Consider the following 13,368-nt stretch of genomic DNA (forward strand, 5'->3'; position numbering starts at 1 on the left):
TAGAGAAGAAATCAGCGAGCGGCAACGCCCTTCGAGCGCTGGAGACAAGGTGTCACGCCGATGAAATCCGCGGCCTCGGGGTGGCGGCCGGAAGGGCGCGTGCCATCCTCCAGGCGGACCAGCTGGCAGGTGGACAGCCCCGCCTCCCGCGCCGCGTCCAGCTCCTCCGCCACATCGGACAGGAAGAGGATGGCGCCCGGCAGGGCCCGCCACGCGCCGGCGATGCGCGCATAGCTCGCGGCCTCGCGCTTGCCGCCCATGCGGGTGTCGAAGAAGCCCTCGAAGAGGCCTTCCAGGTCGCCCGCCTCGGAATGGCGGAAGAGCAGGCGCTGTGCCTCCTCGCTGCCGGAGGAATACACGGCCAGCCTGAGGCCCGCCGCCTGCCATTCCTGCAGCGCGGGCGCCACGTCGGGCCAGAGATGCCCGCGCAGCGCGCCCTCGGCATAGCCCTCGCGCCAGATCAGCCCCTGCAGCGCCTTGAGCGGCGTGACCTTGGCATCCTCCGCCATCCAGGCGCGCAGGGTGCCGAGCTTGTCCTCGCCCGGCACGTCGCGAAGGATGGCCGCCACCTCCGCGCGCGCCACGTGGCGGGCGAGGAAGCCTTCCAGCGCCTCGGCCGCATAGGGAAAGAGGCGCTGGTGGACGAAGGCGATGGCGGTGGTGGTGCCCTCGATATCCGTCAGGATGTGGGTGGGCGGCATTCAGCCCACCTGGACGGGAAAGCGCTCCGCCATGTCCGTGCCGGTGTAGTGAGGGGTCCAGCCGCTGGTTTCGGTGAAGACGCGCAGCACGGTGAAGTCCGGCGCGTCGCCGCTGTCGAACCAGTGCTGGGTGTTGGCCGGCACGCTGATCAGGTCGCCCCGGGTGCAGTGGGCGTCATAGACGCGGCCATTGATGTGCAGCACGAAATTGCCGGCGCCCTCGTGAAAGAAGCGGACCTCGTCCTCGGTGTGGATGTGCTCCTTCAGGAACTTGTCCCGGAGCGCGTCCTTCATCGGGTGGTCGGGGGTGAGCTGGATGACATCGGCGGTGCCGGCCTTCGTCTCGGCCAGGAAGGCGTCGAGATGCGGCTTGTAGGCGGCCAGCACGGCCTCCGCCGGGGCCTTGGGCGGCAGGTCGGCCACCGGCCAGCGCTCGAAGCGCACGCCGACCTCGCGCAGAGCGGCGGCGATCTCGTCCGGGTTCTCGGTGCGCTGGAGCTCGGCCTTGGTGGCGGCGTCCCAGATGGTGAGGCGGCTCATGGCGGGTCACTCCCTTGCAGGGTGGTGGTCAGGGCAGGCGCGCGGCTTCCAGCTCGCATTCCAGCATGAATTCCAGGGCTTCCAGGCGCATCAGGGCGCCCGGCATGTCCTCGGCCCAGACATATACGCCATGGCCGCGCAGGATGTAGCCCGGCGGCACATCGGGCGTTGCATCCCAGACCCGCTCCACGCGGGCCTGGAGGCGCGCGATGTCCTGGTCGTTGTCGAGGATGGGCAGGCGGATGCTGGCCTCATGCGTCGGCAGGCCCGGAAAGGCCTTTAGGAGCTCGTAGCCCGCCAGTTCCAGATGGTGGCCGCCGCGGCGCGACAGCACCGTGGCCGGCACCGAATGGCCATGCAGCGCGGCGCCGACCTTGGGGAAACGGCGATAGATGCCGCAATGCAGCCCCGTCTCGGCCGAGGGGCGGAGGTTGGAGGCCTCAGGCCGTCCATGCAGATCCACCGCCATCACCCCGTCCTCGGGGATGAAGCCTTTGTGAAAACCCGAACGGGTGATGGCGATGCGGCCATCCGCCAGGCGCAGCGAGATATTGCCGGCCGTGGCCGGCACCCAGCCGCGCTGATCCAGGCGGCGTCCGGCGGCGCGGATCGCTTCCACCGCCTCGGCAGGAAGGGGGCTCATCGGGGCGAAGGGCGCGCCGGGTTGGCCGGCGCGCGTCGCATCAGGCGGCGGGGCGGCCGCCGGCGGGCTGCTGCGCCTCGGTGTGCGTCGCCGCGGCCGGCTGCGGGCCCGGGATGTTGCCCGTAGGCGCGGCCGGGGGCGCGCTGTCGGCCGTCATGGCGGCGTCCGCGGGCTTGTCGTCGTCCTTGATATTCTTCTTGAACGACTTGATGCCGGTGGCGAGGTCGCCCATCAGGCCGCTGATCTTGCCGCTGCCGAACAGCAGCAGGACCACCAGAAGAACAACCACCCAATGCCAGATGCTGAAGGTACCCATCGTCGCGCCTCGATCCCTATCGGAACTCTGTGGGGCGGAACCTAGTCCGCGCGCGGCTTGAGCGCAAACACCGGTTCGCCGGTCCATCACGATGTGGGGAGGCAGCGCCCCGGAGGCAATGCCCAGAACCGATCCAGGGACCCATCCACATGGAGCGGGCGCAACATCGTGCTTGCAAAACGATCGCGGCTGCGGCATGTATCACCGCGATCCGGGCCCCTCTGGCGGCCGGTGGCTGTCCAAGGGCCCTGCCCGGCCAGCCGCCCTCCGCGATGTCGGATCATTCCACCAACATCGTCGCGGCCCCGCATGGCGGGGTCACGCCCGGGGTCCAAATTATGGAAATCATCGCCCTCGAATGGCTGGGTAAGCCTGTGTGGATGTGGACGGGCTTCATCGCCATCGTCCTCGCCCTGCTGGCCTTCGACCTCGGCGTCCTCAACCGCGAGAACAAGGAGATGGGGATCCAGCAGAGCCTGCTGCTCTCCGTCTTCTACATCGGCTTCGCCATCCTCTATGGCGGCGGCATCTGGTGGGCCTATGAGGCCGGCGTCATCACCACCAGCGACGGCAGCCACGCCGGCATGGCCTATTTCACCGGCTTCTTCATCGAGAAGGCGCTGTCCATCGACAACGTCTTCGTCATCAGCCTGATCTTCGGCTATTTCGCCATTCCCCGGAAATACCAGTATCGCGCGCTGGTCTGGGGCATCATCGCCGTCATCGTACTGCGCGGGCTGATGATCGCGGTGGGCGCGGCCCTGGTGCAGAACTATGGCTGGGTGCTGTATTTCTTCGGCGCCTTCCTCATCGCCACCGGCATCAAGATGCTGGTGGTGCCGGAATCCGACCCCGACGTGTCGAAGAACCCGGTGGTCAAGTTCCTCAACCGGCGCATGCGCGTGACGAAGGAACTGCACGGCCAGAAGTTCTTCGTGCGCGAGGTGGACGAAAAGACGGGCAAGCTGGTGCGCGCTGCCACGCCGCTCTTCGTGGCGCTCGTGGTCATCAACATTGCGGATCTGATCTTCGCGGTGGACAGCGTGCCGGCCATCTTCGCCATCACGACCGACACCTTCATCGTCTACACGGCGAACATCATGGCCATCCTGGGCCTGCGGGCGCTCTACTTCGCGCTGGCGGCCATGGTGCATCGCTTCGAGTACCTGAAATACGCGCTGGCCATGGTGCTGGTGTTCATCGGGCTCAAGATTTTCTGGAACAGCCTGGTGGGCAAGATGGACCCGGCCATCTCGCTCGGCGTCACGCTGGCGCTGATCCTGGGCGGCGTCCTCTTCTCGCTGTGGAAGACCCGCGGCGAGCACCGCGAGGAGAAGGTTCAGCCGAGCTGAACCGTCACGGGCTGGCCGGGTTCTCCGGCCAGTCATGCTTCGGGTAGCGGCCGCGCATGTCCTTGCGGACATCGGCCCAGCCCGAGGCCCAGAAGCCCGCCAGGTCGGCGGTGATGGCCACGGGCCGCCCGGCGGGCGAGAGCAACGCCACCTGCAGCTTCACGCGGCCCCCCGCCAGTTGCGGCATGTCGCGCAAACCAAACAGGTGCTGCGCGCGGGCTTCGAGGGTGGGCGTCTCGGCGGTGTAGTCCACCGCCGCACTCCGTCCGTTCGGCAGGGCGATGCGCGCGGGCAGGGCGGCGTCCAGCTTTCGGCGGAGGTCGCCGGGCAGAAGGGCCTGGTGCAGGTCCACGCCCTTCAATTCCGACAGCTTCGACATACCGGCGCAGTACGGCGCCAGCCATTCCCGCGCGGTGGCGGCCAGCGCGGCGTCCGACACATCGGGCCAGGGGGTGCCTTCCAGCGCATGCATCCGCGCGATGCGGGCGCGCAACTGCCGGCCCGATTCGCCCCAGTCCAGGTCGCGGAAGCCGCGTTCCGCCGCCGCGACGGCCAGGGCCTCCGCGATGACGGAGGGGTCCGCACCCGGCAGGGGCGATTCCTCCAGCACCAGCGGGCCGAACATCAGCCGCTTGCGCGCCAGCACGGCGCCCGCGCGCGCGTCGAAGGAAGCACCCTCCACCGTGCGGAAGCGTTCGGGGAAGCGGGCCTCCAGCACCGCACGGCTGACGGGCGCAGCCATGCGGATGCGCGCCTCGGTGCCCTTGAGTTCCAGGTCGGCCACCGCCAGCAGGGTCTGCTTGGCCAGCGGGTCCGCGACCGAAAGCCGCGCCCCCTGCCCCGAGGCCATTCGGAAGGCGCCATCCATGGTGCCGCGCTTCAGCGCGATGCGGTCCGGAAACCCCGCCGCCAGCAGCGCGCCGGCATCGCCCTCGGGCGGCGTGTTGCCGTGCACGCCCAGGCGGCGCCGGTGCAGGGCGGCGGTGCGGCGGATGTTGCGCAGCGCGATGCCATCCGCCTCCTCCCGCCCATGACCGTGCAGGGCGTCGAGGCGTAGGGTGATGTCGGCCGGCGGCTCGCGGCCCCGCAAAGGGTCGCGTTCCTCCAGCAGCGCGGCCAGGTCGGCGGCCAGGGCCGCCTCCCCCTCATCGGCCACGGCGCACATCATGCGCGCCAGGCGCGGATGCGTGCCCATGCGGGCCATGCGTTTGCCCGTGGTGGTGATGCGGCCCGCCTCGTCCAGCGCATCCAGGCTGGTCAGCAGGGCGCGGGCGGCGGCCACTTGGCCCTCGGGCGGCGGGTCGAGGAAGGGCAGGTCGCGCGGGGCCACGCCCCAGGCCGCGCAGTCCAGCACCAGGGAGGACAGTTCCGCCTCCAGGATTTCCGGGCGGTCCTGCAGGGGCAAGCCCCGATGCAGCGCCTCGCTCCAGAGGCGGATGGCCACGCCCGGCTCGGTGCGGCCGGCGCGGCCGGCGCGCTGCTCGGCGGCGGCGCGGCTGATCCGCGCGGTGACCAGGCGCGTCAGCCCCGTCGCGCCATCCAGCCGCGGCGTGCGGCGGAAGCCGCCATCCACCACGATCCGCACGCCCGGCACGGTCAAGGACGTTTCCGCGATGGAGGTGGCCAGCACCACCCGGCGCCTGGGGCCGGGCGTCAGCGCGCGATCCTGCTCGGCGGGCGGGAGTTCGCCATGCAGCGGCAGCACATCGGCGTCCAGGCCCGAAAGCCGCTCGGCGGTGCGACGGATTTCGCCCCAGCCGGGCAGGAAGGCCAGCACATCGCCCGGCTCGCGCGCCATGGCGGCGCGGATGGATTGCGCCATGGCCTCGGGCAAATCGCGCGGGTCGGTCAGGTCGCGGCGGTGGTGTTCCACGCGCACAGGGAAGGCGCGGCCGGCGCTTTCCACCAGCGGGCCGCCCAGCAGCCCGGCGAAGCCCTGGGCATCCAGGGTCGCGGACATGGCCAGCAGCCGCAGCTCCGGCCGCAGCCCGCGCTGGATATCCAGGCACAGCGCGAGGCCCAGATCAGTGTCCAGATGCCGCTCATGCGCCTCATCGAAGATGACGGCCGCCACGCCCTCCAGCCCCGGGTCCGATTGCAGGCGGCGCACCAGCAGGCCTTCCGTCACCACCTCGACACGCGTGGCGGCCGAGGTCGCGCGGTCCAGCCGCGTGGTGATGCCCACGGTCTGCCCCAGGCTCTCGCCCAGCATTTCCGCCATGCGGCGGGCGGCGGCGCGGGCGGCGACGCGGCGGGGTTCCAGCACCAGGATCTTGCTGCCTTTCGCCCAAGGCTCCTCGCGCAGCACCAGGGGCACCAGGGTGGTCTTGCCCGCGCCGGGCGGTGCGACCAGCACGGCACTCGACCCCTCGCGCAGCGCCTGGCGCAGGGCGGGCAGCGCCTCCTCGACGGGAAGCGTCACACCCAGCCTTCCGCGACCGCCTTGCCGATCATGCTGCCGCCCTCCACCAGCGCATGCCCGGCGCGGAGGTTTTCCGCTGTGATGGGGCCGAGATGGCGCGTCAGCGTGGTCCGCAGCGTGCCGGCATCGAGCAGCGCCGCCGCCTCGGTCAGCAGGCGGTGCTGTTCCACCATGTCCGGCGTCTGGAAGAGCGTGCGCGCGAACATCCCTTCCCAATGGAAGCCGGCGGACTTGGCGCGCAGCAGGCTCATGTCCACCGCGCTGCCTTCATCAATGGCGCAGATCATGCCCTGCGGCGCCAGCATGGCACAGAGCATGGCCCAGTTCGCCGCCGTGCTGGTGGTGGAGAAGATGCGCGACACGCGCAGCCTCAGCGCCTTCACCTGCGCCGCCATGTCCTCGCGGTGATCAATGACGTGGTGCGCGCCGAGGTCCAGGCACCAATCCCGCGTCTCGGGGCGCGAGGCGGTGGTGATGACCGTCATTCCCGTCAGCTTCCGCGCGAGCTGGATGGCGATGGACCCCACGCCCCCGGCCCCGCCCACGATCAGCACCGCCTCGCCCGTCGGCGTGGGGTCGCGCGCGATGCGGAGCCGGTCGAACAGCCCTTCCCAGGCGGTGATGGTGGTCAGCGGCATGGCGGCGGCCTCAGCGAAGGTGAGGCTTTGGGGCATGCGGCCCACCACGCGCTCATCGACCAGCTGAAGCTCGGCATTGCTGCCGGGGCGGTTGATGGCGCCGGCCCAGAACACGGCATCGCCCGGCTGGAACAACGCGGCGTCCGGGCCGGCGGCGCGCACCACCCCCGCGCCGTCGAAGCCCAGGATGCGCGCCCCTTTGGGGTCGGCCTTGGCGCGCTGCTTCGCGTCCACCGGGTTGACCGAGACGGCACGGACCTCGATCAACAGGTCACGGCCCGCGGGCGCCCCCGGGTCGGGCATGTCCATGTCCTGCAAGGCGTCGGTGTCGGTCACGGGCAGGCATTTGCTGTACGCGATGGCCTTCATCGGGCGCTTCCCCTGTAACGATTTGTATCCGAGAACATGAACGGGCTGACATGTTCGGACCTCCACCCTATTCCCCCGCGAGACGAAACGGGAGACGGCCCCATGGACCTGAAACTGCTTTCCTTCGCCCGCCGCGCTGCGCTGTTCGGCGCGGCCGGCCTCGCCACCGCCACCGCGACCCCCGCCGCCGCGCAGCAGGCCCAGGCGACCCGCAGCGTGCCCCCGCAGCAGGGCCCCATGCCGCCCCGGTTCCACCGCATGAAGGTGGGCGATGTGGAGGTGACGACGCTGCTGGACGGCGCCATGCAGGGACAGCCCGATTTCATCCAGCGCTTCTTCCCCGACAGCACGCCCGAGCAGATCGCCCCCCTGCGCGAACGTGCCTTCCGCAGCGAGACGGGCGGGCTGCACCAGCCGGTCGGCGCCTATCTGCTCAACACCGGGCGCAACCTGGCGCTGATTGATTGCGGCGGGCATTCCAGCTTCATCCCCACCACCGGCCAGACGCTCGATGCGCTGCGCGCCGCCGGCTACAGCCCGGAGCAGGTGGACACGGTGCTGCTGACGCACATCCACCCGGAGCATGCGCTCGGCCTCAGCTATGACGGCACCACGCGCAACTTCCCCAATGCCGAGATCGTCGTCACCCAGGTGGACCACCAGTTCTGGACCGACCCCGGCATGGAAAGCCGCGTGCCCCAGGGCCAGCGCTTCATCCAAGCCGCGCGCCGCGCCATCGCGCCCTATCCGAACCGCATCCGCACGGTGGAGATGCGCGCGGGGCTGGAAGTCATCCCGGGCGTCTTCATGGAGCCTGCCCCCGGCCACACCCCCGGCCATGTCAGCTTCCGCCTGACCTCGCAAAACCAGACCATGCTGATCTGGGGCGACATCGCGCACCAGATGGTGATCCAGCTTGCCCGGCCGCGCTGGCGCGTGGGCGTGGACGTGGACCCGGATGCGGGGGTGGAAAGCCGCGTCCGCACGCTCGACATGCTGGCGAGCGAGGGCATCCTGATGGGCGGCGTGCATGTACCCTGGCCCGGCTTCGGCCGCATCATCCGGGATGGCGAGGGCTATCTCTACGTGCCGCGCCCCGCGCAGTTCACCTGAACCCCTGATGCGCGCGCGGATTGACCCCGCGCGCGCGTCTCGGCAACAGGGTGGTGGAACCCTGGAGAGCCGCGCATGCCCGCCACCCATCGCCTGTCCGCCACGCCCGAGACCATCCGCTGGGGCACCTTCGACGCCAGCTACAAGCCGCTGATCGAGGTGGAGAGCGGGGACCTGGTCATTCTCGAATGCGTCTCCGGCGGGCCGGAGGTGATGCCGGACCCGGCCTCGGGGCTGAAGGTGCCGGCGCACCTGGCCGCCATCCATGCCAGCAACCCGCCGCGCCTCGGGCCGCACATCCTGACCGGCCCCGTCGCCGTGAAGGGCGCCATGCCGGGCGACGTGCTGCGCGTGGACATCGAGAAGATCGAGCTGGGCTGCGATTGGGGCTTCTGCGGCTTCCGCCCGCTCGGCGGCACACTGCCCGAGGATTTCCCCTACAAGCGCATGCTGCACATCCCGGTGGACCGCGAGAAGCGCACGGGCCATGTGCCGGTGGGCCCGGGCGTGACCCTGCCGCTCTCGCCCTTCTTCGGCGTGATGGGCGTGGCCCCCCCGGCCGAGTGGGGTGCCATCTCCACCAAGGAGCCGCGCGCCCATGGCGGCAACCTGGACAACAAGGAGATCGGCGAGGGTGCCACCCTCTTCCTGCCCGTCCATGCCCCCGGCGCCCTGTTCAGCGCGGGTGACGGCCATGGCGTGCAGGGTGATGGCGAGGTGTGCATCAACGCCCTGGAAATGTGCCTGACGGGGCATTTCCGCCTGACGGTCGAGAAGGGGATGGACCTCAAATACCCCCGCGCCGAAACCGCCACCCACTTCATCTCCATGGGCATGCACGAGGATCTGGACGAGGCGATGAAGCGCGCCCTGCGCGAGATGATCGGCTTCATCACCAGCCGCACGAACCTGAGTGCCGCCGATGCCTACCAGTTCTGCTCCCTGGCGGTGGATTTCCACGTGACGCAGACCGTGAACGGCGAGAAGGGCGTGCACGGCCTGCTGAAGAAGGGCCTGCTGTTCTGAGACGCTGACGCCACCGGCTGGCACAGGAATTGCTGCATTGCAGCATGGCCCGCACTTGCGGGCCAGGTTCCTGTTTCATCTGGAGGTTTCATGCGCCGTCGTTCCCTGCTGGCCCTGCCCGGCCTGATTGCCACCCCCGCTTTGGCGCAGGGCGGGTGGCGCCCCGCCTCGCCTGTCCGCTACGTCGTTCCCTTCCCGCCCGGCTCCAGCTTCGACACGGTGGGGCGCGCGGTGGCGGAGGGCGCGGCCTCGCTGCTCGGCCAGAATGTGGTGGTGGAAAACCGCCCCGGCGCGGGCACGCTTGTCGCCGTGCAGGCGGTGAAGGCCATGCCCGCCGACGGGCAGACGGTGCTGATGGTCGCCAACAGCTTCACCGTGAACCAGACGCTGCACCAGCCGCGCCCCTATGACGCCGAGGCGGATTTCGAACCGTTGGCGCTGCTGGTCTACACGCCGCATGTCTTGGTCTGCCATCCGTCCGTGGCGTCGGATTTCGCCGGCTTCCTGGCGAAGGCGCGGGCGCCGGGCCGCGGCCTCAGCTTCGGCACCAATGGCCAGGGCACCAGCCAGCACATGGGGCTGGAGCACCTGAAGATCCTGGCCGGGCTGAACGCCGAGCATGTGCCCTATCGCGGTGTGGCCCCCATGCTGGTGGATTTGCTGGCGGGGCGGGTGGACTACTCCATCGGCAACCTGCCGGACGTGCTGCCCGGGCTGCGCGATGGCCGCCTGGTCGCGCTGGGCATCGTGAACGCCACGCGCCACGCCATGCTGCCCGAGGTGCCCACCTGCGCGGAGCTGGGCTTCCCCCAGCTTCTCTCCGACACCTGGTATGGCGTGGTCATGCCCAAGGGCGCGGCGCCGGCGGTGCGCGAGGCGCTGTCCAACGCCTTCCTCACCTCCATCCGCCGGCCGGAGACGCAGGCGCGGCTGGGCGCCATCGGCATTGACGTGCTGGCGCAGGGGCCGGACGCGCTGCGGGACCGTATCCGCAGCGACACCGCCACCTACGCCCAGATCGTCCGCACCGCGAACCTGACCGCGGGCTGAGACGGGGCCGGCGCCCACTCCGGGCGCCGGCTTTCTTGCGGCGTCAGGTCCCGATCACGCCGCCATCGTTCTTCGTGATGACGATGGTGGCCGAGCGCGGCAGCCGCCCCTCGCCATCGGGCCAGGTGCTGTTCACGCGCCCCGCGGCGAAGTCCGCCGCCGGGGTGGTGGCGCCGGGGTGCTGCACGTTCACGAACATGGTGCGGCGGTCCGGCGTGGTGACGACGCCCGTGATCTCCTGGCCGACGGGCCCGGTGAGGAAGCGACGGATTTCGCCCGTCACGGGGTTGGCGCAGAGCATGGCATTGTTGCCGAAGGGCGCCAGCGCGCCGCGCAGTTGTTCGTTCTCGCCGATATCGGTCTGGATCCAGAGGCGACGGTCCGCGTCGAACCACAGCCCGTCCGGGCAGGCGAAGCTGTTGTCGGCCGTCAGCGCCGCGTCGCCGGCCACGCGGCTGTTGTCCTCGGGCCCCGCGATCACGAAGAGGTCCCAGGCGAAGCGGGTGGCGGCGTGGTCATCGCCCTCCTCGCGCCAGCGGACGATCTGGCCGAAGGCGTTGCGCGGGCGCGGGTTGGCGGCGTCCACCTGCGCCTCGGTGCGGCGGCTGTTGTTGGTCAGGGTGAAGTAGACGCGGCCATCCACCGGGTCCACCGCGCCCCATTCCGGCCGGTCCATCTTGGTGGCGCCCACCGTGTCGGCGGCGAGGCGCGTGTTCACCAGCACCTCGCCCTGGTCCGCGAAGCCGTTAGCCGCGGTCAGCGGGCCCACACCATGCGCCAGCGGCAGCCATTCGCCAGTGCCGTCCGCGTTGAACTTCGCGACGTAGAGCGTGCCCTCGTCCAGCAGCGCGCCACTCGCGCTGGCAGCCTGGTAGGGCGCGCGGCTCACGAATTTGTAGATGTACTCAAAGGTGCTGTCGTCGCCCGAATAGGCCACGACCGGCCTTCCCTCGGCCACCGGGCCGAACACCACGCCCTCATGCGCGAAGCGGCCCAGCGCGGTGCGCTTCACCGGCGTGCTGGCAGGGTCGAAGGGGTTGATCTCCACCACCCAGCCGAAGCCGTTGGGCTCGTTGCGGTAGTCGGCGGTGGCGTCCGCACCCCGGGTGGTGGCGTCGAAGCGGGCGAATTCATCCGCCCCGCCCCGCGCCTGGTCCCAGTTGTAGCGGGACTGCTGGACCGGCACGCCATAGCGCGCCTGTTCGCGCGGCCGCTGTTCCGGCTGGGTGCGGTTCACGAAATAGCCGGCCCAGTTCTCCTCGCAGGTGAGGTAGGTGTTCCAGGGCGTCACGCCATGCGCGCAGTTGTTGAGGGTGCCGCGGGTGCGGGTGCCGTCCGGGCTGTATGTCGTGCGCAGCAGGGCATGGCCGCGCGCCGGGCCCGCGATCTCCATGGGCGTGGCGGCGGTGATGCGGCGGTTGCGGGGGTCGGCCACCACGTTCCAGGCCCCATCGGTGCCGCGAGCGATACGCACGACGGAGACGCCATGCGCGTTGATCTCCTTCAGCGCCTCGTCGGGGTTGCGGGCGCCATCCTCCAGCGGCATGCGGCCCGCGCCGAGGCTGAGGCCGGCGGCGCGGGCATGCATGAAGCGCGGCTCCACATATTCGTGGTTCAGGACGAGCAGCCCCTCGGTGCTGCTGCCCTGGTCGGGCGACTGGCCCTCGATGGGGAAGAAATGCATGCCGTCATGGTGCGCGCCGATGGCGCGGCCCTGCTCCTCCCCCGACATCTCGACCAGGGGGCGGCCGGCGCTCCCATCCAGCATGGTGCCCTGCGGGATCAGCACCTGCGCGGAATAGCCGGGCGGAAGGGTGACGCGGTCCTGCGCCGCGACGGGCACGGGCTGGAAACCGATGGCCGGCTGCGGGCCGGTCACCGAGGCCTTGGCGGAACCGGCGGGCAGGAAGCCGGTCATGAAGGCGGCCATGCCGCCCGCCATCCAGCCGCGGCGCGACATGCGCTGGGCGGCGATATCGGTGAAGAAGGGGTTGGCGGAAGGGTTGGACAGCGGCTCGTCACCCGCTTCGAGGTCAACAAGGGCGTCGTGCTGGGAGTGGATCATGGGGATGCCTCGTCCTGGCCTGGCGGCGGCAACGCGCCCCGCCTCGCGCCGTTGATCCATGCCCACTGTGACGATTGGGCTGCTGGATCCGTGACGAATGCGTGATGATGTATTTGTGGAAGGGGATGGCTTGGGTCGCGGCGCGCGCTGGGGCAGGGTGATGGGATGACCCACACCCTCATCGCCGATCTGGGCGGCACCAATGCCCGCTTCGCCCTGGCCGAGGGCGGCCGGCATGGCCGCATCATCGCGCTGCGCGTGATGGAGCATGACGGCCCCGCCCCGGCCATCCGCCAGGCGCTGCAACGCCTGGGCCATGACGGCCCGCTCACGCGGCTGGTCTGCGCGCTGGCCGCGCCCATCGAGGCCGGCCCTATCCGCCTGACCAACGCCCCCTGGGTTCTGGACCACGACGCGCTGCAAGCGGACCTCGGGATCAGCCAAGTGGAGTTCCTGAACGACCTGGAGGCCACCGCCTGGTCCCTCCCTGCCCTGGGCAGGGAGGACCTGCGCACCCTGCATGCGGGCGAGGCGGTGCCGGGCGCGCCACTGCTGGTGGTGGCGCCGGGCACCGGCCTTGGCATGGCGGGAATGGCGGCCGGGCGGGCCATCGCCACCGAGGCCGGCCACAGCGCCTTCGCCCCCGGTGACGCGCTGGAGGATGCGCTGCTGGCCCATCTGCGCCGCACCCATGGGCCAGTCTCCAACGAGGATCTGCTTTCCGGCAGCGGCCTGCCACGCCTCTATGCCACGCTGGCCGACATGCGCGGCGGCAAGCGCAGCCCGAAGAACGCCGCCACCATCGCGGACGCCGCCCGCGGCGGCGACATATTGGCGCAGGAGGCGGTGGGCGTGTTCTGGCGCGCGCTGGGCGGCTTCTGCGGCGACGCGGCGCTGCTGCTGGGCGCGCGGGGCGGTGTGTATCTGGCCGGCGGCGCGGCCCAGAAGCTGTTCGACCTGCTGCCGGTCGAGGCCTTCCTGAACCGCTTCCGCGACAAGCCCAAGATGCAGGCCTATCTCTCCCACATCCCCGTGCATGTCATCATCCATGACCAGCCCGCGCTGATGGGGCTGGCACGGTATGTGGCGCGTGACACAGGAGGCGGCCCGTAGGGCCGAGCGCCGAACAGGCG

12 protein-coding genes are annotated in these 13,368 nt (G+C 70.5%); 5 read left to right on the forward strand and 7 right to left on the reverse strand.

The features are described 5' to 3' along the window. Positions 1-11: 11 nt before the first annotated feature. The 4 genes from mtnC to JTN19_RS10255 are packed head-to-tail and all read right to left on the reverse strand — an operon-like array spanning position 12 to position 2,200. Positions 12-701, reverse strand: coding sequence for an acireductone synthase (mtnC, locus tag JTN19_RS10240; RefSeq protein WP_206932024.1), 690 nt, complete (start codon positions 699-701; stop codon positions 12-14). Beyond that, positions 702-1,241, reverse strand: a complete 540-nt coding sequence (locus JTN19_RS10245) for a 1,2-dihydroxy-3-keto-5-methylthiopentene dioxygenase (protein ID WP_206932026.1) — start codon at positions 1,239-1,241, stop codon at positions 702-704. 28 nt (positions 1,242-1,269) lie between these two features. Then, complete coding sequence (locus tag JTN19_RS10250; protein ID WP_206932027.1) at positions 1,270-1,884, reverse strand: methylthioribulose 1-phosphate dehydratase; 615 nt, start codon at positions 1,882-1,884, stop codon at positions 1,270-1,272. Between the two features lie 40 nt (positions 1,885-1,924). Then, entirely contained in the window at positions 1,925-2,200 is a 276-nt protein-coding gene (locus JTN19_RS10255) for a twin-arginine translocase TatA/TatE family subunit (RefSeq protein ID WP_191083203.1), read from the reverse strand. 338 nt (positions 2,201-2,538) lie between these two features. Here JTN19_RS10255 and JTN19_RS10260 point away from each other — a divergent pair, with 338 nt between their 5' ends. After that, positions 2,539-3,552: a TerC family protein gene (locus JTN19_RS10260; RefSeq protein ID WP_206932029.1), complete on the forward strand. Its 1,014-nt coding sequence runs from the start codon at positions 2,539-2,541 to the stop codon at positions 3,550-3,552. 4 nt (positions 3,553-3,556) lie between these two features. On the opposite strand, the gene hrpB is transcribed toward JTN19_RS10260, so the two are convergent. Continuing rightward, positions 3,557-5,974 (reverse strand): ATP-dependent helicase HrpB, encoded by a 2,418-nt coding sequence (gene hrpB, locus JTN19_RS10265; protein WP_408901868.1) that lies wholly within the window; start codon positions 5,972-5,974, stop codon positions 3,557-3,559. Then, entirely contained in the window at positions 5,971-6,981 is a 1,011-nt protein-coding gene (locus tag JTN19_RS10270) for a zinc-binding alcohol dehydrogenase family protein (protein WP_206932031.1), read from the reverse strand. The genes hrpB and JTN19_RS10270 overlap by 4 nt, the downstream gene beginning before the upstream one ends. Positions 6,982-7,083: 102 nt before the next feature. Between JTN19_RS10270 and JTN19_RS10275 the strand changes: the two genes are divergently transcribed. The 3 genes from JTN19_RS10275 (at position 7,084) to JTN19_RS10285 (ending at position 10,170) form a co-directional block, all read left to right on the forward strand. Beyond that, positions 7,084-8,094 (forward strand): MBL fold metallo-hydrolase, encoded by a 1,011-nt coding sequence (locus tag JTN19_RS10275; RefSeq protein WP_206932033.1) that lies wholly within the window; start codon positions 7,084-7,086, stop codon positions 8,092-8,094. 75 nt (positions 8,095-8,169) lie between these two features. Beyond that, positions 8,170-9,120 (forward strand): acetamidase/formamidase family protein, encoded by a 951-nt coding sequence (locus JTN19_RS10280; protein WP_206932035.1) that lies wholly within the window; start codon positions 8,170-8,172, stop codon positions 9,118-9,120. A 90-nt stretch (positions 9,121-9,210) separates the two neighbouring features. After that, positions 9,211-10,170, forward strand: a complete 960-nt coding sequence (locus JTN19_RS10285; RefSeq protein ID WP_206932037.1) for a Bug family tripartite tricarboxylate transporter substrate binding protein — start codon at positions 9,211-9,213, stop codon at positions 10,168-10,170. 43 nt (positions 10,171-10,213) lie between these two features. Here JTN19_RS10285 and JTN19_RS10290 read toward each other — a convergent pair whose 3' ends face one another. Continuing rightward, entirely contained in the window at positions 10,214-12,235 is a 2,022-nt protein-coding gene (locus JTN19_RS10290; protein ID WP_206932039.1) for a PhoX family protein, read from the reverse strand. Positions 12,236-12,400: 165 nt separating this feature from the next. Here JTN19_RS10290 and JTN19_RS10295 point away from each other — a divergent pair, with 165 nt between their 5' ends. Beyond that, positions 12,401-13,348: a glucokinase gene (locus JTN19_RS10295; protein WP_206932041.1), complete on the forward strand. Its 948-nt coding sequence runs from the start codon at positions 12,401-12,403 to the stop codon at positions 13,346-13,348. Positions 13,349-13,368 lie beyond the last annotated feature (20 nt).

The organism is Roseococcus thiosulfatophilus (assembly GCF_017311575.1).
GTDB lineage: Bacteria > Pseudomonadota > Alphaproteobacteria > Acetobacterales > Acetobacteraceae > Roseococcus > Roseococcus thiosulfatophilus.

What these genes read in the sequence shown, in the direction of transcription:
- mtnC (WP_206932024.1), bottom strand. Translation starts at nt 701, where the DNA reads ATGCCGCCCACCCACATCCTGACGGATATCGAGGGCACCACCACCGCC.
- JTN19_RS10245 (WP_206932026.1), bottom strand. Translation starts at nt 1,241, where the DNA reads ATGAGCCGCCTCACCATCTGGGACGCCGCCACCAAGGCCGAGCTCCAG.
- JTN19_RS10250 (WP_206932027.1), bottom strand. Translation starts at nt 1,884, where the DNA reads ATGAGCCCCCTTCCTGCCGAGGCGGTGGAAGCGATCCGCGCCGCCGGA.
- JTN19_RS10255 (WP_191083203.1), bottom strand. Translation starts at nt 2,200, where the DNA reads ATGGGTACCTTCAGCATCTGGCATTGGGTGGTTGTTCTTCTGGTGGTC.
- JTN19_RS10260 (WP_206932029.1), top strand. Translation starts at nt 2,539, where the DNA reads ATGGAAATCATCGCCCTCGAATGGCTGGGTAAGCCTGTGTGGATGTGG.
- JTN19_RS10270 (WP_206932031.1), bottom strand. Translation starts at nt 6,981, where the DNA reads ATGAAGGCCATCGCGTACAGCAAATGCCTGCCCGTGACCGACACCGAC.
- JTN19_RS10275 (WP_206932033.1), top strand. Translation starts at nt 7,084, where the DNA reads ATGGACCTGAAACTGCTTTCCTTCGCCCGCCGCGCTGCGCTGTTCGGC.
- JTN19_RS10280 (WP_206932035.1), top strand. Translation starts at nt 8,170, where the DNA reads ATGCCCGCCACCCATCGCCTGTCCGCCACGCCCGAGACCATCCGCTGG.
- JTN19_RS10285 (WP_206932037.1), top strand. Translation starts at nt 9,211, where the DNA reads ATGCGCCGTCGTTCCCTGCTGGCCCTGCCCGGCCTGATTGCCACCCCC.
- JTN19_RS10290 (WP_206932039.1), bottom strand. Translation starts at nt 12,235, where the DNA reads ATGATCCACTCCCAGCACGACGCCCTTGTTGACCTCGAAGCGGGTGAC.
- JTN19_RS10295 (WP_206932041.1), top strand. Translation starts at nt 12,401, where the DNA reads ATGACCCACACCCTCATCGCCGATCTGGGCGGCACCAATGCCCGCTTC.